Origin of the sequence: Frateuria sp. GZRe14 (assembly GCF_051900395.1) — a bacterium.
Lineage (GTDB): Bacteria > Pseudomonadota > Gammaproteobacteria > Xanthomonadales > Rhodanobacteraceae > Frateuria_A > Frateuria_A edaphi.
Genome location: NZ_JBHZGJ010000002.1, coordinates 340,590 through 362,852 on the forward strand (window position 1 = coordinate 340,590; position 22,263 = coordinate 362,852).

Genomic DNA, 22,263 nt, shown 5'->3' on the forward strand with positions numbered 1-22,263 from the left:
TGCCTTCGACTTCGCTCCACCATGCTCAGCGCGAGCCGACGCTGGACCGAAGCCCGCCCTACAATGCCGCGATGCCCATTCTCCGCCTGCACGACTGCCCCGCGCGCCCCTGGAAGAACGGCCTGGGCCGCACCCGCGAACTCGCCGTGGAACCGCCCGCCGCCGGCATGGACGACTTCCTCTGGCGGGTGAGCGTGGCCGAGGTCGATAGCGCGGCGCCGTTCTCCGCGTTTCCCGGTGTCGACCGCACCATCGTGCTGCTGGAGGGCGCGGGCTTCGCCATGGCGCTGGACGATGGACGTACGCATGCGCTGACTGAACCGTTCGCACCCTTCGGCTTTCCCGGTGAGGCGCAGGTGACGGTGACGCTGGCCGGCGGCGCCACACGCGACTTCAACCTGATGGTGCGCCGGGGGTACGCGCGCGGTCGCGTCGCGGTATGGCGCCCGTCCGATGACGTCCGACTGCAGGCGGAGACGGTGCTGCTTTACTGCGCGCGCGGGCGGCTCGAACTGGACGACGACGTGCTGCAGCCAGGCGATGCCTGGTTGCGGTCGGCCACGATCCCGGCACGTTTGCAGTTGGCCCCCGGCGGCGTGGTGCTGGCGGTGAACGTGTCGCCCGTCGGGTGAGCGGCGCGCCACTGCGGTGATGGCATCGTCACGACAGCGCGCCACGGCGCGCCTATGATCGTTCCCCGAACCCGGGGAGAAGCGCGATGCAGCTGATGATCTACGGCCTGTTCGTCTTTCTTGGCGTCCATGTGGTGCCGCTGGTCTTTCCGCGCTGGCGCCGTCGGCAGATCGACCGGTTTGGCGAACGGACCTGGAAAGGCGTGTTCGCACTGGTGGCGCTGGCCGGCCTGGTGCTGACCTGCATCGGTTTCGGCCAGGCGAGGCGGCTACCGTTGGCGCTGTACACGCCACCGCCGTCGATGGATCACCTCAACGCGCTGTTCACCCTGGTCGCCTTCGTGCTGGTCGCGGCCGCGTACGTGCCGCGCAATCACATCAAGGCGGCGCTCGGCCAGCCGATGCTGCTGGGCGTGGTGGTCTGGGCGTCCGGTCACCTGCTGGCCACCGGCCTGCTGCATGACGTGGTGCTGTTCGGCGCGTTCCTGTCCTGGGCGCTGCCGGTGGCCGTCTGGTTGCGCCAGCGCGATCGGCTCGAAGGTGTCGACTATCCCGTCGGCACGCTGCGTGGCGATGCGATCGCGGTGGTGATCGGCGTGGCCGCATGGGCCGTGTTCGCGTTCTGGCTGCACCGCTGGCTGATCGGCGTCGATCCCATGGCCGGCATGCACTGACGGGTGCCGCCAGTCATCTACGCGTCGGCGATCGACCGCGCTAGAGTGCCTTCTTCCTACCACCCGAGGTCAGGTCATGGTCGGTTTCCTGCTCTGGTTGCTGCTGCTCGTATTCTGCTGGCCCCTGGCGCTGCTGGCGCTGGTGTTGTGGCCGATCGTCTGGTTGATCTCGCTGCCGTTCCGGCTGGTGGGCATCACCCTGCATGCGGTGTTCGCCTTCCTCGGCGCACTGCTGATGCTGCCCGCCCGCGTGCTGCGCGGCCGCCCGGCCTGACGTGGACAAGCCGTTCGCACCTGCCTGCGAACGCAACCGCGAACCGATCCTGGACGTCCTGCGCGAGGCCTTGGCACGATGTACGCGCGTGCTGGAGATTGGCAGCGGTACCGGCCAGCACGCGGTGCACTTTGCCGCTGCCATGCCGTGGTTGCGCTGGCAGTGTTCCGACCGCGCCGTCAACTTGCCGGGGATTTGCGCCTGGCTGGACGAGGCCGCATTGCCGAACACGCCCGCACCGATCGAGCTGGACGTGGCGGGCGGCTGGCCCTGTGCACGCTACGACGCGGTGTTCAGCGCCAACACGTTGCATATCATGGGCTGGGCCGAGGTCGTGCGTTTCTTCGCACACCTGCCAGGCATCACCACCGAAGACGCCGTGCTCGCCATCTATGGTCCGTTCAACCAGGACGGTCGCTACACCAGCGACAGCAATGCCGCCTTCGACCGCTCGCTCAAGCTGCGCGACCCGCGCATGGGCCTGCGTGACGCCGCCGCGGTCGACGCCCTGGCGCGTGCCGCGGGCTTCGCGCTACTGGAAGACCACGCGATGCCCGCCAACAACCGTTGCCGAGTGTGGCGCCGGCGCGGCGGCGCCACGCTCGATCCGTCGACCGGCGGTTGAGGGTGTGCTTGACGCGGGATTGATCGCCGCGCGTGCTTCATGGGCGGACCTTCGTCGTCCGGGGAGCCCATGCAACAGCACACAGGCAGGCGATCGTCGCAACGTCCAGCGCGCGCCGCCGTCACCGCGACACGTGGCGTCGAAGCAGTGCCGTGGGTGGACCTGGAGCGCTACATCGGGCGCTGGCACGGCGTGGCCTGGTTGCCGCTACCGTTCCAGCGCCGCTGCATGGGCGAACTCACGCTGGAATACGCGCCGCGAGACGACGGCCTGGTCGCGGTGGTCAGCGCCTGTCGTGGCGAGGACGGCAGGCTGAGCGAAACCCATGGCGTGTTGCGCCAGCCCGAGCCGCTGCGCGAACCGGCCAGGCTGCAGTTGCGCTTCGCCCCGGCGTGGCTGGATCGGCTGCGCTTCGTGTGGCACGAGCATTGGGTGATCGGCCTCGACCGCGATTATCGCTGGGCGGTGGTAGGCGAGCCACGGCGGCGCTACCTGTGGATCCTAGGCCGCGAGCCGCGCATGGACTACCAATTGCTGGAAGAGCTCAAGGCGATTCCGCGTCGCATGGGTTACGACCTGGCGCCACTGCTCGTCTCGCGCCAGCGGTCCGACTGAACGCCGGCGCGTTGCAATTTTTTCTCCAGACGTCAGGATGACCGGAACGTTCTTCCGGTGGACTCCTGCAAAACGTGCGCGCCGTCGACACTCTCACCCCGTGCCCTTGCGGCAACGCCGCCGGTTACGCGCACTGTTGCGGGCCGCTGCACGAAGGCACTCCCGCGCCGACCGCCGAGGCGCTGATGCGCTCGCGCTACAGCGCCTACGTGCTCAAGCGCGAGGACTACCTGCTGGCCACCTGGCATCCGAGTACGCGCCCGGCCCACCTCAAGCTCGCTGCGCAGCAGCCGGCGCCGAGCTGGCTCGGGTTGTCGGTCAGGCGCCACGACGATGGCGGACCGGAGGCCGTGGTCGAATTCGTTGCCCGCCTGCGCTATGGCGGCGGGCGCGCGCAACGCCTGCACGAGGTGAGCCGGTTCCTGCGCGAGGATGGGCGCTGGTACTACGTGGACGGCGAGATCCTCGCCTAGATGCGCACACGTGGGCTCCTCCTGCGCGCGCCACCCTTGTCGGAGCGCGCCTGCAGGTAGCCCTGGCAGTTCAAAACCCCGCGATGCCCACCGCATGAAGCCGCGCGGCGAGCCGCTCCACCTCCGGATGATGGAAGAACGCCCGCAACCGCGCGGCTCGACCCGGACCCACGCCCGGCACGTTCTCCCATGTCGCGGTATCCCGCGCGGCCAGCGCCGGCCAATCGCTCGACTCGGCGTTGCCCGCCGGCGGCATCCCCAGCGCGCGCAACCACGAGTCGAAGCCGGCCGCGTGGGTGCGCTCGAACGCCTGCGCCAGATGCGCGGCACGCGCGGTGCCGATGCCCGGCACGGTAGCCAGCTGCGCGGGCGTGAGGGATAGCCAGTCGAGCAGGCCGCGCACGAGTCGCGCGTCGACCAGCGCCTGCCAGGTCGTCTCGCCCATGCCGTCGATGCGTAGCCCTTGCCGCCCGCCGAGCCATACCAGCCGGGCCAGGAACTGGCGTTCGCAACCGGCGTCCGGGTGCCAGCAATCCAGTCCGTCGCGCGTGGTTTCCGAGGGCACGGCGACGGCGGCGCGCTCGCGGGTACGCCACACGACGCCGTCGAAGCGGGGAATGGTCAATCCGGCCAGCGAGAGCGCGACCTGATCGCCCGGTCGGGCGTCGAGCTTGCGCCAGCGGGCCAGCGATCCGACGCTCACGCGTCGCACCGTACGGTCGTCCAGCACCACCGGCTCCAGTTCCAGCACCACGGCGACGCGGCCGCGCCGGCCACGGCGGAAATCCACCGCGCGCACCGTTGCCAATGCCTTGGCAGGCGGGTATTTCCAGGCGACCGCCCAGTCCGGCGGCGTAGGCTGCCACTCCGTGCCTCGCGGCCGGTGGCCCTGGCGCAGCACGGTACCGTCGGTGGCGAAGGGCAGCGCCTGGCGGTACCAACGCTCGCGCCAGCGACGGACCTGCGCGAGGCTGGCTACCGGCTGTGTCAGTGCTGCGCTGGCGCCGAAACCCATCGCTTCCAGTCCGGCCAGGCGCGCGCGCATGTCGGCCGGTCCGCTCGGCCAGTCCCACACGAACAGGCCGATGTGCGCAGCGGCGTTGGCGTCCAGCGGATCGCGTGCCAGCGCACCGGCCACGTCCGCACGCGCGCGCACACCGCCGTCCGCGGCCTGCCGGTGTCCAGGCAGGCGCCAGACCAGTTCGCCCTGGAGCAGCACGCGTGGCGGCGCGTGCGGAAGGCGCTTCGGGACGGCCGCGATCCGTCGGACGTCGGCAGTCCAGTCCGATCCGTGCAGACCGTCGCCACGGCTGACCGCCTGGCGCAGTCGACCATCGACGTACAGCAGCGTGACGGCCACGCCGTCGGCCTTCGGTTGCACCCACAGGTCGCGGTTGCCGCGCTCGCGCATCCACGCCTGCACGGCGGCGGCGTCGGGGAGCTTGGCCAGGCCGGTCTGTGCGATAGGTGCGCGCACCGGCCCGGTCGCATCGGCCAGGTGGGCCAGCGCGGGCGGCGCCTGGTCGGGAAAGCAGGCGCGCCAGTCTTCGTAGCGGGCGAGCGCCTGGTCGTAGATCGTATCGTCGACAGGCGAATGGCCGGCCGTGCGATAGGCGTGGTTCCAGTGGTCGAGCTGGTCGTGCAAGGCATGCAGCTCGCGCGCGGCGCGCGGCGCATTCCAGTCCGGACAGGCGGCCGCGCACGGCCTGACCAGCAGGCAGGCGGCCAACGCCCACCAGCGCCATCCTTGTCGCATCGACGGTTCCTTCGTGTGTGGCGAGTCCCGCACGGTAGCGGCGCGCCGGTAGCGGGCACAGTGGCCAGGGGCCGTTCCGTCGCGTAGGACGCGCCCGATCGGCAGGTGGGCGATGCCGCAGGGAGCGGTGAGGTTTCGGGCGAGCCCCGGCCCCTCACCCAACCCTCTCCCCGGAGGGAGAGGGCCTCAGATCGCGCGCGGGTTAATGCCTTTCAGGCCGCGGCGGGACCTTCCTGGACAGGCTTACCAAGCCATGTCGCTTTGGCCGTCCGGACGTCCGTCCGGCCCGAACCGTCGCTCGATGATCCGTCCGCCACCCGAGTGGTCGATGAGCACCACCGTGCTGGCGCGGGTGCCATACGCCGACCCGCGGATGAAGGCGGCCGAGAGCGAGCGTTCGCGCTCGCGGCCGATGCCCGTGTCGGGCAGTTGCTCATCGGGCGCCGGTCGTTCGTCCGCCAACGCCGCGAACAGCGGCGCGGCGTCCTCCATGCCTTCGTCCAGCCAGTCCTGCAGTCGCGCCATCAACTGGCGCGTCTTCGGCCAGGGTGTGTTGAAGTCGGCGTTGGACAGCCCATGCACGCCGGGCGTCACCGCCTGCACGCGCGGCGCGGGCCGGTTGCCGAGATAGAAGGCGGCGTGGGCGTCGAAGGTGAGCAGGTTGAACGGGCGATAGCCGGCCGCCGTCTCGCCCAATGCCCGCGCGTGCGCGGTGGCGTCGGGCTGGCCGCGCAGCCAGTCGGTCACCAGCAGGCCACGCGAAAGCCCGGCCTGCGGCACACGCGGATCGCGCACGTTGGTGACCACGCCGCAGCGCCCGCCCGTGCTCACGCCGAGCCAGGTGCCGCCCGCCTCCAGGTCGCGCCCGGCGATCACCGGCATGTCGTCCCAGCGGGCTAGCGGGGCGCTCGGGCGCGCGTGGTACTCGTCGCGATTGCCCGCCAGCACCAGCCGCCAGCGTGGGTGGACGTTCCAGGCGAAGGCGATCAGGCACATGGGATGCTCGGTCGAAGACGGGGAACCCTATTGTCACCCGATAAAAACGGGCGCGCCGGACACCGGCGCGCCCGCAAGGCCCGCGTGCGGGCTCACATCTTGTACTTCACGCCCACTGTGTAGAACCGCCCGACCATGCCCATCTGCGACCACGTCGGGTTGTAGTTGATGCCCGCGTAGTTGGCCGGATCGAACGGCGCGCGGCGATCGAACGCGTTGAGGACCGACGCATAGACCGAGAAATGGTCGTTGAAGTCGTAGTTGCCGGTGAGGTCGAACTGCGTCCATGCGCCGACGTGGCAACTCGGCGGGAACGGATCGCCGTTGTCATCGGTCGAGATGCAGCCCTCGCCCGCATCCGGCGACTCCATGCTGATGCCGCTGGTGTAGTACAGCGTGCCGGTAAGGGTGGCCGGGCCGAACATGAAGCTGTTCGACCAGGTCGCGCGGTCACGCGGCGTACCTGCACCGGAGGACACCGCATAGACGCCGTGGGTGCCGACAAAGCGCTGCACCGTGCCGTCCTGCAAGGTGAGGTTCCACTCGAAGATGCGCGTGGCGCTGAATTCGCTGCGCAGCTTGAGGTTGCCGCCGAAGTCGAAGTTGCCCACCAGGTCCAGGTCCACGCCCTTGGTCTGCAACGCGTTCTGGTTGACGTAGGGCGCCTGCACCACCACCGGCTTGGGCAGCAGCGTCGGATGCTCCGGGTCGGGCACGTCGGGGATGATCGCCGAGCCCGGGGGCAATGGCTGTCCTGCGAAATAGGCGTCCAGCACCGCTTGCGGGTCGAACTGGCCGATCACGCCGGTCTTCTTGATGTCGTAGTAGTCCACCGACGCGCTGAACTGCTCGGTCGGCTGCCACAGCACGCCGAAGGTCCAGCTCTTGGATTTCTCCGGCTGGATGTCGGGATTGCCGATGGTGTCGAAGGCCAGGCCGTACGGGCGGGTGTAGGCGTCGCTGCCGTGGGCCGCCACGTAGTCGTCGGGCAGGTTGTAAGTGGCGAAGCCCTCCGATTCGCTCGAACCGTTTTCGGCAAAGCTCGGTGCGCGGAAGCCCTTGGACCAGGTGCCGCGGATCGCCAGCGATTCGATCGGCTTCCACTTGAAGCCGACCTTCGGCGAGAAGTTGCTTCCGAAGTCCGAGTACTTGTCGTAGCGGCCGGACACGTCCACTTCCAGCGACTCCAGGAACGGCGCATCCAGCTCGACGTAGACGCCCTTCACCGTGCGCTTGCCGAACGTGTGCGCCACGCCCAGGCCTTGTGCCGACAGGCCCGGATTGAGGTCGGGATCGGACTGCTTCTCGCGCCGCAGGTCGATGCCGGTGGCCAGGCCCAGCGAACCACCGGGCAGATCCGCCAGCAGCCGCGTGAGGTGGAAGTCCAGCGACTGCAGGTCCGTGGTCGACTTCTTGTGCAGCACCGGCGCGAGCTGGGCCAGCAGCTCGGGCGAGTTCTGCGTCGGGTCGATGAAGTTGTAGGTGCCGTTGTTGACGGCACTGATCAGCGCGGCGTAGTTGAGGAAGCCATAGTTGTTGACGTCCAGCGAGCTGTGGTTGAGCACCAGTGCGCTGTCGTAGTTCCACTCGCCCCAGATGCCGTGGATGCCGCCGACCAGGCGCACGTTGTCGTTGACGGTCTTCGCCCCGCCCGGGATGTCGCCGAAGGCGTAGGTGATCAGCGCGGGCTGGTTGGGGAACGGGTTGTTCGGGTTGTCCGATCCGTCGGGCAAGGTTGCCGGCAGCACGATCGAGCGGGTGTTGACCGGCGTGCCGGCGCGGATCTGCGGCGGCGTGGCGGCGGCCTCCACCTTGTTGTGGTAGTAGCTGCCGCTGACGTAGGCCTCGCTGTTGTCGCCCACCTTCACGGTCAACCGGCCGTAGACGCCGGCGCGCTCCTGCTTGGGCGCCAGGTCGATGTAGTCGGCGATCTGGTTCTGTTCGCAACCGCTGCCCAGCTCGTTGGTCACGAGCGTCGAGCCCGGTCCGCACGGACGCAATGGCTGCCACAACGCACCGTCGACCGCGGTGCCGGTCTGCTGGCCGCCGGGGCCGGGAACGCCCGGGACGGCCGGCTGCACCATGCCCCAGATCGATCCGGTGTTGAACCCCGGCTGGCCCCAGTTGAGGTCGCTGCCTCCGCCGGGGCTGAGGTCCGTGGTGTTGTAGGGATAATCGCGGTCGCGTGCCCAGATGCGGTCGTCCTTCTGCGCTTCGATGCCGCCGTAGGCGTTCCATCCGTTCTTCTGCAGGTCGCCGCCGCCGAACAACAGGGTGATGCGCCGGGTGGTGCCGCCGCCGCGCTCGGACGTGCCGATCTCGGCGGTTCCCTCCAGTCCCTTGTAGTTCTGCTTGAGGATGATGTTGACGACGCCGGCGATGGCATCGGCGCCGTACAGCGAGGAGGCGCCGTCCTTCAGCACGTCGATGCGCTCGATCGCGTTGACCGGGATCGTGTTGAGGTCGACGAAGGTTCGCTGGCCGTCATCGGCCAGCGGGTAGTTGGTCGAGCGGCGGCCGTCGATCAGCACCAGCGTCGAGTTGACCGTCAGGCCACGCAGGGCGACGCCGGCCGACCCGGCGGCAAAGCCCGCGGTGAAGGCGGTCGGGATCGAACCGCTGTTGTCGGCCGATATCGCACGCACCACGTCGCTGACGGTCTTCAGGCCGCTGCGTTCGATCTGCGCCGCGGTGATCACGGTGACCGGCGAGGGCGTCTCCACGTCGATGCGCGGGATCGCCGAGCCGGTGACTGTGATCGTCTGCAGCTGCTGCGCCTGTTGGGGGTTGGCCTGCTGTTGGTCCTGCGGCGGTGGCGCGGGCACCGGCGTGTCGGCAGGCGGGGTGGTCTGTGCGTAAACGGAACCCAGGGGCGTCAGCAGCAAAGCCAACGCCGTAGCGAGCTTGTTCGCTTTCATGACTCAATCCTCGGTTGTAGGGGTGCGCAATGCGCCCGAGGACTGGTGGTGTATTGCGCACCGCCAGCACTGCAGGCGAGGGGAATTGCGCAGCGGCAGTCTTCCACTTTCCCGGGGTGCTTACAAGCGTTTAACCCCACCTATCGATTTTCGACACAAGTGGCCTTCGTTGGCACGGCGTATGCCTGTATGGACGGCCATTTGCAGGCTGCCATGCGCTTGTCTGCATGGACGTCCATACCGCCATACGCTCACAGCTCCAGGCGCAGCCCAAGCGACATGCTGCGACCCGGCGCCGGCTCGTAATAGCGGCCATTGCCGTCGTTGACGATGACCGAGCCGACGATGCGCCGGTCGAACAGGTTGTCCACCCGCGCGCTCACGTGCAGCCGCGTGCGTCCCAGCGCCATCCCGTAGCCGAGGTCGAGGCCCGTGCGCAGGAAGCCCGGCGCCATGGCGCTGTTGCGATCGTCCACCGGCACCGCGCCCGCGCCGTCGAGTTCGATGCCACCACGCCAGCCGAGCTCACCGCCGCGTTCCAGACGCAGCGATCCGTAGCGCCGCGGCACGCCGGGAATGCGCGTACCGGCCGGCACCGGCAGGTCGGGAACGATGCAGGGCGTGCCGGAACAGGCGAGGAAGCCGCTGCGGAAACGCGCGTCGAGCCACGTCATGCCCAGCTGCAGCCGCCAGCCAGCGCCGAGGTCGCCATCGACCGCCAGCTCCGCGCCCTGCCTGCGGCTGCGGCCCACGTTGCGGTAGGTCGAGCGACCGTCGTGGTTGCTGGCCACCGCCAGTTCGTCGCGGCTGTCCGCGCGGAACAGCGCAAGCTCGACGCCCACGCCATCATGCGGCTGCCACTTCAGCCCCAGTTCCTCGTTGCGGCTGCGCGCTGGCGACAGGTCGAGCGCCAGTCCCGCGCCGCCGTCGCGCCGGTAACCCAGTTCGTTGAAGGTGGGCGTCTCGAAGCCTTCGCCGTAACTGGCGTACAGCCGCACCTGCGCACCGGGCCGGTAGACGACGCCCGCCACCGGCGTGATGGCGCGATAGCGCACCTTGCCGCTGTCGTCCGGATTGGCGGCGGTCACGTAGCGATCGCGCACATGGAAGGCCACCTCGCTATGGCGCGCGCCGAGCAGCAGCGACCAGTGCTCGGCGACATGCCAGTACAGCTGCCCGTACTGGTCGAAGTCGTGTACGCGGTCGTGCTCGTCGCGGCGCAGCGCGCCCACCACGCCGAGGGTGTCGCCGATGAAGTTCTCGTAGCCGCGCCGGTGCTGGTCCTGCACGTCCCAGCTCGTACCCAGCACCCATTCGAGCGGGCGACCCAACGCCTGGCCGCGGTGGGTCCAGCGCGCGTCGGCGCCGCCGTAGCCCCCGTCCAGGTCGACCACGCCACCGGCGCTGAGGGGGCTTTGCTGCGCGAAAGGCGGGATCGACAGCACCTGGGTCACGGCCCGCCGCCCCGCGTAGCCCATCAGGCGCACGTCATCGCGCGCGCCTTCGACGTTCCAGATCGCACCCAGTTGTTGCTGTTGCACGCGCTTGCGCGTGTCGAACGCGAATGCCGCGTCCACCGCCTGGCGCGGATCGGCGTGCCACTGCGCGCGGGTGAGGCCCAGCGGATCCTGCGCCTGTGGTTGCGCCAGCGTGTTGAGCACCAGGGTCAACGTGCGACCGGCGCCCAGGTCGAACCCCAGCCGCGCGTTGCCGGAGGTGCGTTGCGCGCGGCTGTGCGCGCGGTAGCCGTCGGTACGGAAGTGGCCCAGCGCCACGTTGTAGTCGAGCGGGCCGGTAACGCCGCGCGCCTGGGCGTCCACGCGCAGGCTGACGTCGGCACCGGTCCAGGCGTCCAGCGCGCGCACCGGCACCGGCCCGCCCCCGGCGCTCCACACCTGCACCACGCCGCCGGAGGAGTTGCCATACAGCGCCGAGAACGGCCCGCGCAGCACCTCCACGCGATCGGCCGCGGCCAGCGCGACGTGCGAGAGCTGGCCCTGCCCGTCCGGCATCGTGGCGGGAATGCCGTCGACGTACAGCCGCACGCCGCGCACGCCGAAGGTGGCGCGCGCCCCGAAGCCGCGGATGGAGAGTTGTTCGTCCTGCGCGTAGTTCTGCCGGTCGCGCGCCAGCACGCCGGGCACCCCGACCAGCGCTTCGGAGAGATTTACACCCGGCTTGCCGCTGGCGCTGATGGCCACTGGCGCGCGGGACAAGGCGGCGGGCAGATCGAACGGCGGGATGTCCAGCCGCATCGCCTGCACCGGGACCGGCGGCAGTTCGGTCACGGTCTGCGCCACCAATGCCCATGGGCAACTGGCTGCTGCGAGCGCGATCCACTTCCCACGTTTGCCCATCGCACCGCCCGTCCGCTGACGAACGGCCATGGTAGCGGCCGCCCGTGCAGGCGCTGTCGCCGCGCGGACGCTGGCGGGAACGCAGGGGCTTCTGCCCGCCGCTCTCCCACCAGAGCCGTTCGGCTGAAGCCCACCCCGCCCTACGACGCGTCCGCTTCGGGGATAATCGGTCCCCATGCGCCGACCCGCCCCTCGTGCCCTCGCCCTCCTGTTGACCGTTGTCGCGCTGGCTGCTGCCGTGCCGGCGATGGCACAGCAATCCTCGCTCCACAAGCAGGCTCAGGCCAAACAGCAACTGGCCGAACTGCGCAGCAGGATGGAAGCCCTCGCCCGCGAGCAGGCACAGACCGCCGCTCGTCGCGACAGTGCCAACGCCGAACTCGCCCGCCAGGCCAACGCCCTGGCGGATGCCGCCCGCGCACTGCGCGAAACCGATGCCGCGCTGGCGGCCAAGCAGCAGGAGCTGGACCAGCTCCAGCAGCAGCGCGACGAACTCCAGCAGCGCCTGGCCGGCCAGCGCGCCGCCATCGCCGACCTGCTCCGCGCCACCTACACGCTTGGACGCGGCACCGACCTGCGGCTGCTGCTCGGCGACCAGGATCTCGCGCAGATCGCGCGCACGCTGGCCTATTCGAAATATTTCCAGCAGGACCGCGCCGCGCGCGTCGCCGCCTTGATGGGCGAGCTCAGCCATCTGCAGCAACTGGAGGCCGGGATCACGGCCGAGCAGCAGGCCCTGGCCGCCACCCGTGCCGAACGCGCGGACAAGGCCAGTACGCTGGCGAACCGGCGCGCCGCGCAGCAGAAGCTGGTGGCCCAGGCCAATGCCAAGTACAAGGACGAGACCCAGCGCCTGGCGGCGATGAAGCAGAACGCGCAATCGCTGGACCACCTGGTCGACAAGCTGCAGCGCGCCATCGACGATGCCGCGCGCGAGGCCGCCCGCAGCGATCGCGCCAGCCCCGCCGCGCCCAGCCGCGCCGGCGGCAAGGCCGACATCCGTGGCAACCTGCCCTGGCCTGCGACCGGCCCGGTGGTGAGCTACGGCAACGGCGTGTTGATCAAGGCCGACGGCGGCAGTGAAGTGCATGCCGTGGCGCGCGGCCGCGTGGTCTATGCCGCGTTCCTGCGTGGCTACGGGTTGCTGGTCATCCTCAACCATGGCGATGGCTGGCTGAGCATGTACGGCAACAACGAGAGCCTGCTGCACAGCGTCGGCGACCAGGTCGAGGTGGGCGAGGCGATCGGCACCGCCAGCCCCACGACCGGCGTCAACACCGGCGTGTATTTCGAACTGCGTCACAAGAACAAGCCGGTCGACCCGCGCGGCTGGCTGGCCAAGCGGCGTTGACGCCCTTCTTTCCACGCCACCGGCTAGTTTTGAACGACCGCGCGGCCGCGCGGTCGAAATCCGCCGGATACCCAGGAGTCTTCGCATGCATCCGATCCCCCGTGCCCTGGCCTGCGCCGTGACCGCCGCGCTGGCGTTCGCGCCGCTGCACGCACAGCAGGCCCCGGCCGCCGCAGCGAGCACGGCGGTGCCGGCCAAGGCCGCCAGCGCGCCCGATCCGGTCGACCTGGACGACGTGCGCAACTTCAGCCGGGTCTACGAAGTGATCCGCCAGGCCTATGTCGAGCCGGTCGACAACAAGACGCTGATGAAGGCGGCGATCAGCGGCATGCTGAGCGGGCTGGATCCGCACAGCGAATACCTGGACAAGCAAGGCCTGCAGCAGCTTTCCGAGGACACCACCGGCCAGTACAGCGGCCTGGGCATCGAGGTGCTGGAAGTGGACGGCACGCTGCGCATCGTCGCGCCGATCGACGATACCCCGGCCGCGCGCGCCGGCATCAAGCCCGGCGACACCATCGTCAAGATCGATGGCAAGGCGGTCGATCCGGACAACGTGGACGACATGTTCAAGCGGCTGCGCGGCGAGCCGGGCAGCAAGGTCACGCTCTCCATCCTGCACGAGAACAGCGACCAGCCGGTCGACATGCCGCTGGTGCGCGAGCAGATCTCGGTGACGAGCGTGAAGCTGCGTGAGCTGCAGCCCGGCTACGCCTACATCCGCATCAGCCAGTTCCAGGAAGACACCGCCGACGACCTGGAGCGCAAGTTCGCCGATTACGTGGCCAAGCACGGGCAGCCCAAGGGCGCGGTGCTCGACCTGCGCTCCAACCCCGGCGGCTTGCTCACCTCGGCTGTGGCGGTCAGCGACGACTTCCTCGACGCGGGCGGTATCGTCAGCACGCGCGGACGGCTGGCCGATGCCAACATGAAATTCGACGCGCACCCGGGCGACCTGCTGCAGGGTGCTCCGATGGTGCTGCTGGCCGACAACGGCACCGCCTCGGCGGCGGAGATCGTCGCCGGCGCGCTCAAGGACGACCATCGTGCGCTGATCGTGGGGCGGCGCACCTTCGGCAAGGGCGTGGTGCAGACCGTGCTGCCGCTGGATGCCGACCACGCGGTCAAGCTCACCACGGCGCGCTACTACACGCCCAACGGCACCTCGATCCAGGCCGAAGGCATCAAGCCGGACATCGCGCTGGCCGAGCTCACCGTCAACCAGGCCGACAGCGAGCCGGAGCTGATCAGTTCCGAAGCCGATCTCAAGCATCACCTGGCCAACGAGAACACCGCCGCCGCGCAGGACATCGACAACGACGGCAGCGCGGACAATGCCAAGCTCGCCACCCAGGACTACACGCTGGCGCAGGCGTTGAACATCCTCAAGGGGCTGGCGCTGGGGCATCGGCCCGACGCCGTGCAGTAACCGCCCTGCTCCCTTTCCCCGACGGGGAGAGGGAGCTGACATCGCGCTATTCGGAAGCCTCGTCGCGCGGCTTGACCAGCCAGCGCACCGCCAGCACGCCCAGCTCGTAGAGCAGGCACATCGGCACGGCCAGCATGATCATCGAGGTGATGTCCGGCGGCGTGATCACCGCGGCGATCGCGAAGGCGCCCACGATGGTGTAGCGGCGCACGCTGCGCAGCTTGGCCACGTCCACCACGCCGACCGCGGCCAGGATCACCACCGCGACCGGGACCTCGAAGCACAGGCCGAAGGCGAAGAACATCAGCATCACGAAGTCGAGGTAATGCGTGATGTCGGTCATCATCTCCACGCCCACCGGCGTCACCGCGGTGAGGAAGCGGAACGCCGCCGGCAACACCAGGAAATAGGCGAACGCACACCCGACGTAGAACAGCACCAGCGCTGCCAGCAGCAGCGGTCGCGCAAGCCGCTTCTCGTGCTTGTACAGGCCGGGGCTGACGAACGCCCACAGCTGGTAGAGGATCACCGGCATGCTGATGAACAGCGCGGTGTAGAAGGCCAGCTTCAACGGGGTAATGAAGGGGCTGGCCACCTCGGTGGCGATCAGGTGCGCGCCCCGCGGCAGGTGAGCCACCAGCGGCGCGGCCAGCAGCGTGTAAAGCCGGTTGGCGAAGGGAATCAGCGCCAGCAGCACGATCAACACCATCGCGCAGGCCTTGAGCAGGCGCGAGCGCAGTTCGATCAAGTGCGAAAACAGCCCCTGCTGCAGGTCGACCTGCGGCTCGGGCTCAGGCGATGCCATGCGGATGTTCCTTCACCGGGGCGTGCTCCGGGTCGTCGGCGAACAGGTCGCCGGTACGTGTGTCGCGCTCGGGTGGCGGCTCGTCGTCACCGTCCGTGGGCTCCCCGGGCAACCGGGCGTGTGCAAGCTCCGGTTCGGGCTCGGTGGCCGGAACCGGCGCGGCCGTCACCGAACCGACTGCCTCGCGCACTTCACGCGCGGTGGCATTCATCTGCGCCTGCGCGGCTTCGGCACGCGCGGCGGCCTCGCGGGCGGTGCGCTTGATCTCCTCGATCTCCAGCTCGCGCTCGACCTCGGTGCGCACGCTGTCCCAGGTGTTGCGCACGCGGCGTATCAACGCGCCGGCGGTGCGCGCCGCGCCGGGAAGCTTTTCCGGGCCGAGCACCAGCAGCGCAATAAGCGCCAGCAGCAGCATCTTGCCGAAGCTGATCTCGATCATCGCCGCGCCACCGCGCGCTTACTTGGTTTCGCTGGTGTCGCGCGCCTTGCTGGCGGTGGCGTCCGCGGCCGGCGGGTCGGCGCGCAGCTGCTCCTGCGCCTTGCGCTTGGCCTCTTCCTCATCGTCCTCGCCCTGCATGGCTTTCTTGAAGCCGCGCACGGCGTTGCCCAGATCCGGGCCCATCTTCGCCAGCTTGCCGGTGCCGAAGATCACCAGCACCACGACGAGCAGGATGATCCAATGCCAAAAACTGTCCAGACCCATGACTTCAAACCTCTGACGGACTGTGCCGAAAACCGTTGGGGTTGCCAGCGCTATGCCAGCAACGGGATCAACGCGCAGTGTACTCCTCGAGCTGGTCGCGGAAGTCCACGACCGGGCCCGGCACGTTGACGACGCCGCCTTCGAAGATGCGCCGCGGCGTGATGCCGGAGCCGTACACGGCCTCGTTGGCGTCGTAGTCGATACGCAGCACCGAGCCGTCCAGCGCCACGCCGGCGAACAGGCCGCGCGAGCGCGAGTAGGAATAGATCTCCGCCTTCATCTGCGCGTCGGTGGCTGCGCTGGCGGTGCGGCCCACCGGGCCGGCCGCGGCGGCGGCATCGGCGCCGAGGGTGAACTTGCCGTTGACGATCGAGTCCACGCCGCGCTGGGTGCGGAACACCAGCACCACGTCGGTCGAGGACACGCCCGCCTGGAAGCCCACACTGCCGCCGGTGAGGGTGATGAAGCTGGGATTGGACCAGGTGCCGTCCGCACTGCGTACCGAGATCAGCCCTTCGCCGCGGCGGCCGCCGAAGATGAAGCCGGCCTTGACCATGTCGGGGATCACCGCGATCGCCTTGGCGTTGCCCAGCAGGTCGTTCGGGATCGCCTTGTCCGGCGCCTGCATGATCTCGTGCAGCACGCGCACCGCGTTCTGCGCGCGCACCAGCGGCGGGTCCTCCGCGTGGGCGGCCATCGCCGGCAGCAGCAGGGTCAATGCGATCAGCGAGCTACGACGCAATGCCTTGAACATGGAGAACTCCTTGCGCAGGGAAAACGGGGGGTGCGGCAACGGTGCCCGGGGGGCGTCCGGCGGCTTGTGGCAGACTCCACCGCCTGCACGCCGCCGACGCCTTCGATGCCACAGCGCGACCACTATACCGGCCCTTCAGACCACGCCCCTGACCGGAACGTTCAGCCGGGTGCGACCGGCGTGCTGCTGGTCAACCTCGGCACGCCGGAGGCGCCGACGGCGCGTGCGCTCAGGCCCTACCTGGCCGAGTTCCTCTCCGACCGCCGCGTGATCGATTACCCGCGCTGGCTGTGGTGGCCGATCCTCCGGGTGATCCTGGCGATCCGCCCGCGCCGCTCCGCGCATGCCTATGCGCGGGTCTGGACCGAGGCCGGCTCGCCGCTGCGCGTGCTTAGCGAAACACTGGCCATCGCGTTGCAGGCGGAGCTCGGCGACCAGGCGCGTGTCGCGCTGGCGATGCGCTACGGCGCACCGTCCGTCGCGACCAAGATCGCCGAACTGCAGGCTGCCGGGGTGCGCCGGTTGCTGGTGCTTCCGCTGTATCCACAGTATTCGGCCACCTCCACCGGCTCGGTGATCGACGCGGTGGCCGACACGCTCAAGCAGCTGCGCTGGCCGCCGGAGCTGCGGGTGGTCAACGACTACCACGAGGACCCGGCGCACATCGACGCGCTGGCCACGCGCATCGAACGCTGGTGGGAGGCCAACGGCCGCGGCGAGAAGCTGCTGCTGTCCTTCCACGGCATTCCCGAGCGCTACGTGCGCCTTGGCGATCCCTACCTCGCCCAGTGCCAGGCCACGACGGCGCGGCTGCGCGCGCGACTGGGCCTGGACGAAACGCAGCTGCTGCTGAGCTTCCAGTCGCGCGTGGGCCGCGAGCCGTGGCTGCAGCCCTACACCGATGCCACCGTGCGCCAGCTCGCCGGCGAGGGCGTCAAACGCCTGGACGTGGCCTGCCCCGGGTTCGCGGTGGATTGCCTGGAGACGCTGGAGGAAATCGCCATGCAGAACCGCGATTTCTTCATCGCCGCCGGTGGGCAGGAGCTTCGCTACATTCCCGCGCTCAACGATTCGCCCGAGCAGGTGGCGAGCCTGGCGGCGCTCATCCGCCGGCATGCACAGGGTTGGCCGGGTTTCACTTCCTAGCGTTCGGCGACGATCCGGTGCACCTGTCCATGCATTCCCGGCGAACGGGGGAGGTTCGACGCATCACCCTTGCGCCTGCTGCATGCCAAGCCCGCGCTCGACGCGTGCGAGCACGCCGGCCAGCGGCGTGCGCAGCAGCAGCGCGCCCAGGGCCAGCCCAAGCGCATCGGCCGCCAGGTCCCACACGCTCGCGTCCTTGGGGTTGTGGGGCCACTGCGCCAGCTCGATCAGCAAGCCGAACAGCAGGCAGGCGGCCGCCACGCCCAGGCGAGGGCGCGGCCGGTGATAGAGGTTGCCCCACCAACCCATCAACGCCGCGAAGGCGACCATGTGCAACAACTTGTCGCCTTCGGGCAGGGCCAGCGCCATGGCGGTGAGATGGCGCGTCGCCGGCAGCAGCGCGATGGCCGCCACGGCAACCATCAGCAGAACGCCGAGCACGACCCAGCCGCGATGCCAGCGCAGGGGCGCCGCCCCCCTCACCAGTGCGTTCACAGCCGTCCGCCATGGTCCGCGGCGAGCAGTTCGGCGGCCAACGGCAGGGCGGGCAATCCGCGTGCGAACAGCATGGCCTGGAAGCGCTCGCCCATCTGTTCGGGCATGGTCAGCCGGCGCACTTCCTGCGCCAGGCGGTGGCGGGCAAAGTCGTCGCCGGCCTGCGCGTGTACATGCTCGAAGGCCGACTGCAGGCCACTGGCCAGCAGGAACTGCGCCTGCGGCAGGTACGCCGCCACCCCGAAGCCGGCGCTGTTGCCGGCCTCGGCCAGCGCAGTGAAGTCGACCGACGCGGTCAGGTCGTTCAGGCCCGGGAAGTGGAACGGATCGCCGTGCGCGTGGTGGCGGTAGTGCGCCATCAGCGTGCCGTCGCTGCGTTCGGGCAGGTAGTACTCGCGGCGCACGTAACCGTAGTCGATGAACAGCATCAGCCCCATCTCCAGCGTGCCGGCGACCGCCTGCACCCAGTACGGAAGCTGCGGCAGCACTTCGGAGCGGTAGCCGTTTTCGAAAGGCTGCCCCAGGTCGCGTTCCAGGTGGCGCACGGCGCCGGCGACCAGGGCATCGGCCGGACGGTCGGTGCGCATCAGGCGGCCCTCGCCATCCAGCGCGACGTGTTCCTCGTAGACCTCGCCGGCGCGTAGGGTGAAGCGTGTGGTCGGCAGCGCGTCGACCACCTCGTTGGCGAACAGCACGCCGCGCCACGCTTCCTCGGGCGGGCGGTCGAGCCACGCCACGCGGGCGTTGAGCTCCGCCGGCAGCGCGGCGGCGAGGCGTTCGCGCTGGCGCTCGCGCAGGTCGGCGCTGGGCTCCAGGATCAGGTAGCGGCGCGGCAGCGTGCCAGCCTCGGCGAGGGCGAGCAGCACGGTTTCGGCGAAGGCGCCGCTGCCGCCGCCGAGCTCCAGGAAATCGGCCTGCTCGCCCAGCATCGCCAGCACCGGCTGCACCGCGTTGGCGACGCAGCGCGTGAACAGGTTGCCCAGTTCCGGCGCAGTCACGAAATCGCCTGCCTCGCCGAACTTGGTTTTGCCGGCGCTGTAGTAACCCAGGCCCGGCGCGTACAGGCAGCGCTCCATGTACTGGGCGAACGGCATCGGCCCGTGCGAGACGATCTGCTCGCGCAGGAGCTGCAGCAGGCGGTCGGAGTGCGCGCGCTCGTCGGCGCCGGGATCGGGAAGTCGTGAGGCCATGCGGTCAGGTGCTTGGATGAAACCGGAAGGGTAGCCGATGCCATGTCAGTCCAGCGGCAACGCGCGCCGTACGGGCGGTCAGAAATCCTTCTGCAGGCTCAGATACACCGCGCGCCGCGGAGCGAACTGCGGCGCGCCCACGCCGATGCCGCTGCCGTCGCGCAGCTCGTAGCTGCGATCCAGCGCGTTGATCAGCGCCAGCCGGGTTTGGAGGTCGCCCAAACGCCCCACCGTGAAGTCGTGCGCCACGCTCAGGTTGAGCTGGAAATACGCCGGCAGGTGATCGCCGTTGGGTACCGCGCCATCACGTCGCAGGCCGCTGCCGAAAAGGTAGTCCGCGCCGACCTGCGTGCGCTCGCCGAGCGCGTAGCTGATGCCGCCGGAGGAGGCCAGCGTCTGGTCATGGTCGAGGTGAATGTAATGCTGGGCGATGTAGGCCAGGTCGTCCGGATCGAAGTTGTACTGGCTGGTGATGATGCCCTTGCCGACCGCCTTGCTGGCCGCGAAATTGAAGTAGGCCGAGATCGGACCTGCGCTGTAGTCGGCGGTGAATTCGACGCCCTTGACCCGGCCCTTGGCGAGGTTAAACGTCGAGTAGACCAGCGCCGAGCCGAACTGGCCCTCGTCCTGCAGGCGGTCGACCTTGCGGTAATAGGCGTCCACGCCGAGCGTCCACGGCCCCAGCACCTGCTGCACGCCGGCGTCGAAATAGTCCGAGCGCTCGGCCAGCGGCGTGTTGTTGCCCAGGTCCGGCACCGCGTTGGTGGTGCCGTCGAAGCGGGCGATGTTCTCGCTGGTGATCATTTCGGTGGCTGGTGGCGTGAAGTAGCGCGCATAGCCGGCGTGCACCGCCGTGTTGCCGGTGGCCTGCCAGACCAGTCCGACGCGCGGACTGAGCTGGCTCTCGGTGCGTTCCAACCGGTAGCGGTCGCCGCGCAGGCCGAGGTTGAGGGTCCAGGTCTCGCCAAGGCTCCATTCGTCCTGCACGTATGCCGACCAGGTCTTCGCCGTGAGGCGGTTCGCGTCGAGGATTTCCTGCGGCGTGGTGCTGGCCTGGCCGCCCTGGGCGTCGGCGGGGAACACCCAGGCGTCGTTGCCGCTGCCGGCACGCTCGAAGCTGCCGTAAAGGCCGTAGCGCAGCGTGTGGGCGCCACCCAGCGGCGTGGCGAAATCCGCCTGCAGCGTGCTTGCGCGGTTGCTGCGGGTGACGGCGGAGGCGACGCCGTTGAACATCAGCTCGCCGGTCCGGTCGGGGGTGTAGTCGACGTCGGTGTAGCGCTGGCCGAGCGACACCTGGTAACCCGTATGGCCGAGCTTGCCCTGCAGCGCGAGCACGCCGAAGCGTGTGTTTTCCCGCTGGCGGGCGTCGAGCAGGGACGAATCGAAAGTCGTGCGGTCGAGATAGCCGAACTGCGGCTGCTGGCCGGGCACGTTGGGGATCTCGAAGCGGTTGTTGGCGGTGCCGAACAGGAAGTTCAGCCGCGTGTCGGCATCGATCAGATAGCTGACGTCGCCGAAGCTCTTGAGCTGGTCGGTGTGGTCGTGGATCGGCTTGCGGCTGGCAGTCGGGTTCTCGATGCCCGCATCGCTTTCCAGATGGTTGGCCGTGAAGAAACCGCTCCAGCGGTCGCTGCTGCCCCACAGCGCGACGTTCGGGTTGAGCGTGCCGAACGAGCCTCCCGTGATGCCCACGCTGCCGCCATTGCCGAGCTGGTGGCCGCTCCTGGTGGTGATGTCGACCACCGCCGCGGTGCGTAGCCCGTACTGCGCCGGCAGCGCGCCGTCGAGCAGCTTCATGCTCTGGATCGTCCGCGCATCCAGCGTCTGGCCGAAGCCGGAGATCGATTCGGGAATGATGACCCCGTTGATGCGGTACTGCAGGTTGCCGTGATCGCCGCGCACGTGCAGGCCGCCGTAGGAATCCTGCACCACGCCCGGCGCCTGCAGCAGCACCTGGTTGACCGGCGTGGCCGCGCCGAGCGGCAATTGCGCGATGGCTTGCCGGTCGATCACGTACTGGCTCGAGCCGGTATCGGGCGAGAGCGTATTGCGCGCCAGGTCCAGCGCTGCGCTGACGTCGATCGTGCCCAGCTCGTGCACCTGCTGCGGGGCCGGCGGCGCCTCGGCGTCGCCGGTCGTGGCATCGCGCGGCGTGGTGGCGGCGAAGACGGGACTCAGGGCGCAGGCAAGGCTTAGGGCGAGCAGCGTACGGGGCATCGGCAGTATTCCAAGGGAGGTTGGCAGGTGATGTTATAACGTAACAATTCGGCTCGCCATCTGCCCCGGGCCAGAGGTCATGCCTCATCGCGCCGCATGCCCCATTCACGGCCAGTCACCCACACTGGGCTTCCCGCCTGCAGGAGCACCCATGGCCGACTCGCCGACCCAGGTTCCCGCCGTGCCCGCGCCGATCGAGCACAGCCGCATTACCGCGGCGATCCTCGATTTCGCCAGCCAGATCCCCGGTAGCCACGTCCACCGGGGCCTGCACCCGGAGGCGAAGGCGCGCGAACTGGCCGCCCAGGCCTCGCGCAAGGCGGCGCTCACGGCCGGTTCGCTGGCGCTGCCGCCGGGCCCTCTCGGCTGGCTGACGGTGTTGCCCGAACTGGTGGCGATCTGGCGCATCCAGGCGCAGATGGTCAGCGACATCGCAGCCGCCTACGGCCAGCACGCCAGCCTGGGCCGCGAGCAGATGCTGTGGTGCCTGTTCCGCCACACCGCGGCGCAGGCGTTCCGCGATCTGGTGGTGCGCATGGGCGACCGGCTGCTGTTCCGCCAGCTTTCGGCCACGCTGGCCGAGCGCGTGGCCAAGCGGATCGGCGTGAGCCTGTCGCAACGCGCGGTCGGCGCCGGCATCTCGCGCTGGCTGCCGGTGATAGGCGCCGCGGGCGTGGGCGCCTACGCCTGGTACGACACCCGCAGCGTGGCGCGCACGGCGATCGACCTGTTCGGCAGCGGCACCCTGGTGCGCACCGAACCGATGGCGATCCCGGATGACGGGACCGAGCCGGACGATGTCATCGAACCGGACGCCCCACCGCCGCCGTGACGCCCGGCTCCCTTTGCGGCA

General features: G+C 69.4%; 20 protein-coding genes and 1 pseudogene. 10 read left to right on the forward strand and 11 right to left on the reverse strand.

Annotation, left to right across the window (positions count from 1 at the left end):
- Window positions 1–71 precede the first annotated feature (71 nt).
- The 6 genes from ACFWZ1_RS15820 (at window position 72) to ACFWZ1_RS15845 (ending at window position 3,293) form a co-directional block, all read left to right on the forward strand.
- A complete protein-coding gene (locus ACFWZ1_RS15820; RefSeq protein ID WP_439667142.1) occupies window positions 72–632 on the forward strand; it encodes a HutD/Ves family protein in 561 nt (186 codons plus the stop codon).
- A gap of 86 nt (window positions 633–718) precedes the next feature.
- Window positions 719–1,306, forward strand: coding sequence for an NnrU family protein (locus tag ACFWZ1_RS15825; RefSeq protein WP_439667143.1), 588 nt, complete (start codon window positions 719–721; stop codon window positions 1,304–1,306).
- Between the two features lie 76 nt (window positions 1,307–1,382).
- A complete protein-coding gene (locus ACFWZ1_RS15830; protein WP_231321914.1) occupies window positions 1,383–1,580 on the forward strand; it encodes a hypothetical protein in 198 nt (65 codons plus the stop codon).
- A gap of 1 nt (window position 1,581) precedes the next feature.
- Window positions 1,582–2,205: a DUF938 domain-containing protein gene (locus tag ACFWZ1_RS15835; RefSeq protein ID WP_439667144.1), complete on the forward strand. Its 624-nt coding sequence runs from the start codon at window positions 1,582–1,584 to the stop codon at window positions 2,203–2,205.
- Window positions 2,206–2,274: 69 nt separating this feature from the next.
- Entirely contained in the window at window positions 2,275–2,820 is a 546-nt protein-coding gene (locus ACFWZ1_RS15840; protein WP_439667145.1) for a lipocalin family protein, read from the forward strand.
- Between the two features lie 74 nt (window positions 2,821–2,894).
- Entirely contained in the window at window positions 2,895–3,293 is a 399-nt protein-coding gene (locus ACFWZ1_RS15845; RefSeq protein WP_439667146.1) for a YchJ family protein, read from the forward strand.
- Between the two features lie 70 nt (window positions 3,294–3,363).
- Here ACFWZ1_RS15845 and ligB read toward each other — a convergent pair whose 3' ends face one another.
- The 4 genes from ligB to ACFWZ1_RS15865 form a co-directional block, all read right to left on the reverse strand.
- The gene (gene ligB, locus ACFWZ1_RS15850) at window positions 3,364–5,049 is read right to left on the reverse strand and encodes an NAD-dependent DNA ligase LigB (RefSeq protein ID WP_439667147.1); all 1,686 of its coding nucleotides are present in this window, start codon (window positions 5,047–5,049) and stop codon (window positions 3,364–3,366) included.
- Window positions 5,050–5,292: 243 nt separating this feature from the next.
- Entirely contained in the window at window positions 5,293–6,045 is a 753-nt protein-coding gene (locus ACFWZ1_RS15855; RefSeq protein WP_439667148.1) for an NRDE family protein, read from the reverse strand.
- Window positions 6,046–6,137: 92 nt separating this feature from the next.
- Window positions 6,138–8,963, reverse strand: coding sequence for a TonB-dependent receptor plug domain-containing protein (locus tag ACFWZ1_RS15860; RefSeq protein ID WP_231321920.1), 2,826 nt, complete (start codon window positions 8,961–8,963; stop codon window positions 6,138–6,140).
- Window positions 8,964–9,214: 251 nt separating this feature from the next.
- A complete protein-coding gene (locus tag ACFWZ1_RS15865) occupies window positions 9,215–11,251 on the reverse strand; it encodes a TonB-dependent receptor family protein (protein WP_439667149.1) in 2,037 nt (678 codons plus the stop codon).
- A gap of 244 nt (window positions 11,252–11,495) precedes the next feature.
- Between ACFWZ1_RS15865 and ACFWZ1_RS15870 the strand changes: the two genes are divergently transcribed.
- Both ACFWZ1_RS15870 and ACFWZ1_RS15875 read left to right on the forward strand, forming a co-directional pair.
- Window positions 11,496–12,671 carry a murein hydrolase activator EnvC family protein gene (locus ACFWZ1_RS15870; RefSeq protein WP_439667150.1) on the forward strand — a complete coding sequence of 392 codons (1,176 nt, stop codon included), beginning with the start codon at window positions 11,496–11,498 and terminating at the stop codon, window positions 12,669–12,671.
- An 85-nt stretch (window positions 12,672–12,756) separates the two neighbouring features.
- Window positions 12,757–14,100 (forward strand): S41 family peptidase, encoded by a 1,344-nt coding sequence (locus ACFWZ1_RS15875; RefSeq protein ID WP_231321925.1) that lies wholly within the window; start codon window positions 12,757–12,759, stop codon window positions 14,098–14,100.
- Window positions 14,101–14,146: 46 nt separating this feature from the next.
- Here ACFWZ1_RS15875 and tatC read toward each other — a convergent pair whose 3' ends face one another.
- From tatC to ACFWZ1_RS15895, 4 genes and pseudogenes are all read right to left on the reverse strand, one after another.
- Window positions 14,147–14,905 (reverse strand): twin-arginine translocase subunit TatC, encoded by a 759-nt coding sequence (gene tatC, locus ACFWZ1_RS15880; RefSeq protein WP_231321927.1) that lies wholly within the window; start codon window positions 14,903–14,905, stop codon window positions 14,147–14,149.
- The gene (gene tatB / locus ACFWZ1_RS15885; RefSeq protein WP_439667151.1) at window positions 14,892–15,344 is read right to left on the reverse strand and encodes a Sec-independent protein translocase protein TatB; all 453 of its coding nucleotides are present in this window, start codon (window positions 15,342–15,344) and stop codon (window positions 14,892–14,894) included. The genes tatC and tatB overlap by 14 nt, the downstream gene beginning before the upstream one ends.
- Window positions 15,345–15,362: 18 nt before the next feature.
- Window positions 15,363–15,608: a twin-arginine translocase TatA/TatE family subunit gene (gene tatA, locus ACFWZ1_RS15890; RefSeq protein WP_231321931.1), complete on the reverse strand. Its 246-nt coding sequence runs from the start codon at window positions 15,606–15,608 to the stop codon at window positions 15,363–15,365.
- Between the two features lie 70 nt (window positions 15,609–15,678).
- Window positions 15,679–16,362 (reverse strand): annotated as a pseudogene (locus ACFWZ1_RS15895) (lipid-binding SYLF domain-containing protein); the annotation flags it as partial.
- A 105-nt stretch (window positions 16,363–16,467) separates the two neighbouring features.
- On the opposite strand from ACFWZ1_RS15895, the gene hemH reads away from it, so the two are divergent.
- On the forward strand, window positions 16,468–17,508 hold the full coding sequence (hemH, locus tag ACFWZ1_RS15900) for a ferrochelatase (RefSeq protein WP_439667152.1): 1,041 nt from the start codon (window positions 16,468–16,470) through the stop codon (window positions 17,506–17,508).
- Window positions 17,509–17,571: 63 nt separating this feature from the next.
- On the opposite strand, the gene ACFWZ1_RS15905 is transcribed toward hemH, so the two are convergent.
- The 3 genes from ACFWZ1_RS15905 to ACFWZ1_RS15915 form a co-directional block, all read right to left on the reverse strand.
- A complete protein-coding gene (locus tag ACFWZ1_RS15905) occupies window positions 17,572–18,003 on the reverse strand; it encodes a VanZ family protein (protein WP_439667153.1) in 432 nt (143 codons plus the stop codon).
- Window positions 18,000–19,193 carry a class I SAM-dependent methyltransferase gene (locus tag ACFWZ1_RS15910; RefSeq protein ID WP_439667154.1) on the reverse strand — a complete coding sequence of 398 codons (1,194 nt, stop codon included), beginning with the start codon at window positions 19,191–19,193 and terminating at the stop codon, window positions 18,000–18,002. The genes ACFWZ1_RS15905 and ACFWZ1_RS15910 overlap by 4 nt, the downstream gene beginning before the upstream one ends.
- A 78-nt stretch (window positions 19,194–19,271) precedes the next feature.
- Window positions 19,272–21,410 carry a TonB-dependent receptor gene (locus ACFWZ1_RS15915; protein WP_439667155.1) on the reverse strand — a complete coding sequence of 713 codons (2,139 nt, stop codon included), beginning with the start codon at window positions 21,408–21,410 and terminating at the stop codon, window positions 19,272–19,274.
- 151 nt (window positions 21,411–21,561) lie between these two features.
- On the opposite strand from ACFWZ1_RS15915, the gene ACFWZ1_RS15920 reads away from it, so the two are divergent.
- Window positions 21,562–22,242 carry a hypothetical protein gene (locus ACFWZ1_RS15920; RefSeq protein WP_231321946.1) on the forward strand — a complete coding sequence of 227 codons (681 nt, stop codon included), beginning with the start codon at window positions 21,562–21,564 and terminating at the stop codon, window positions 22,240–22,242.
- Window positions 22,243–22,263 lie beyond the last annotated feature (21 nt).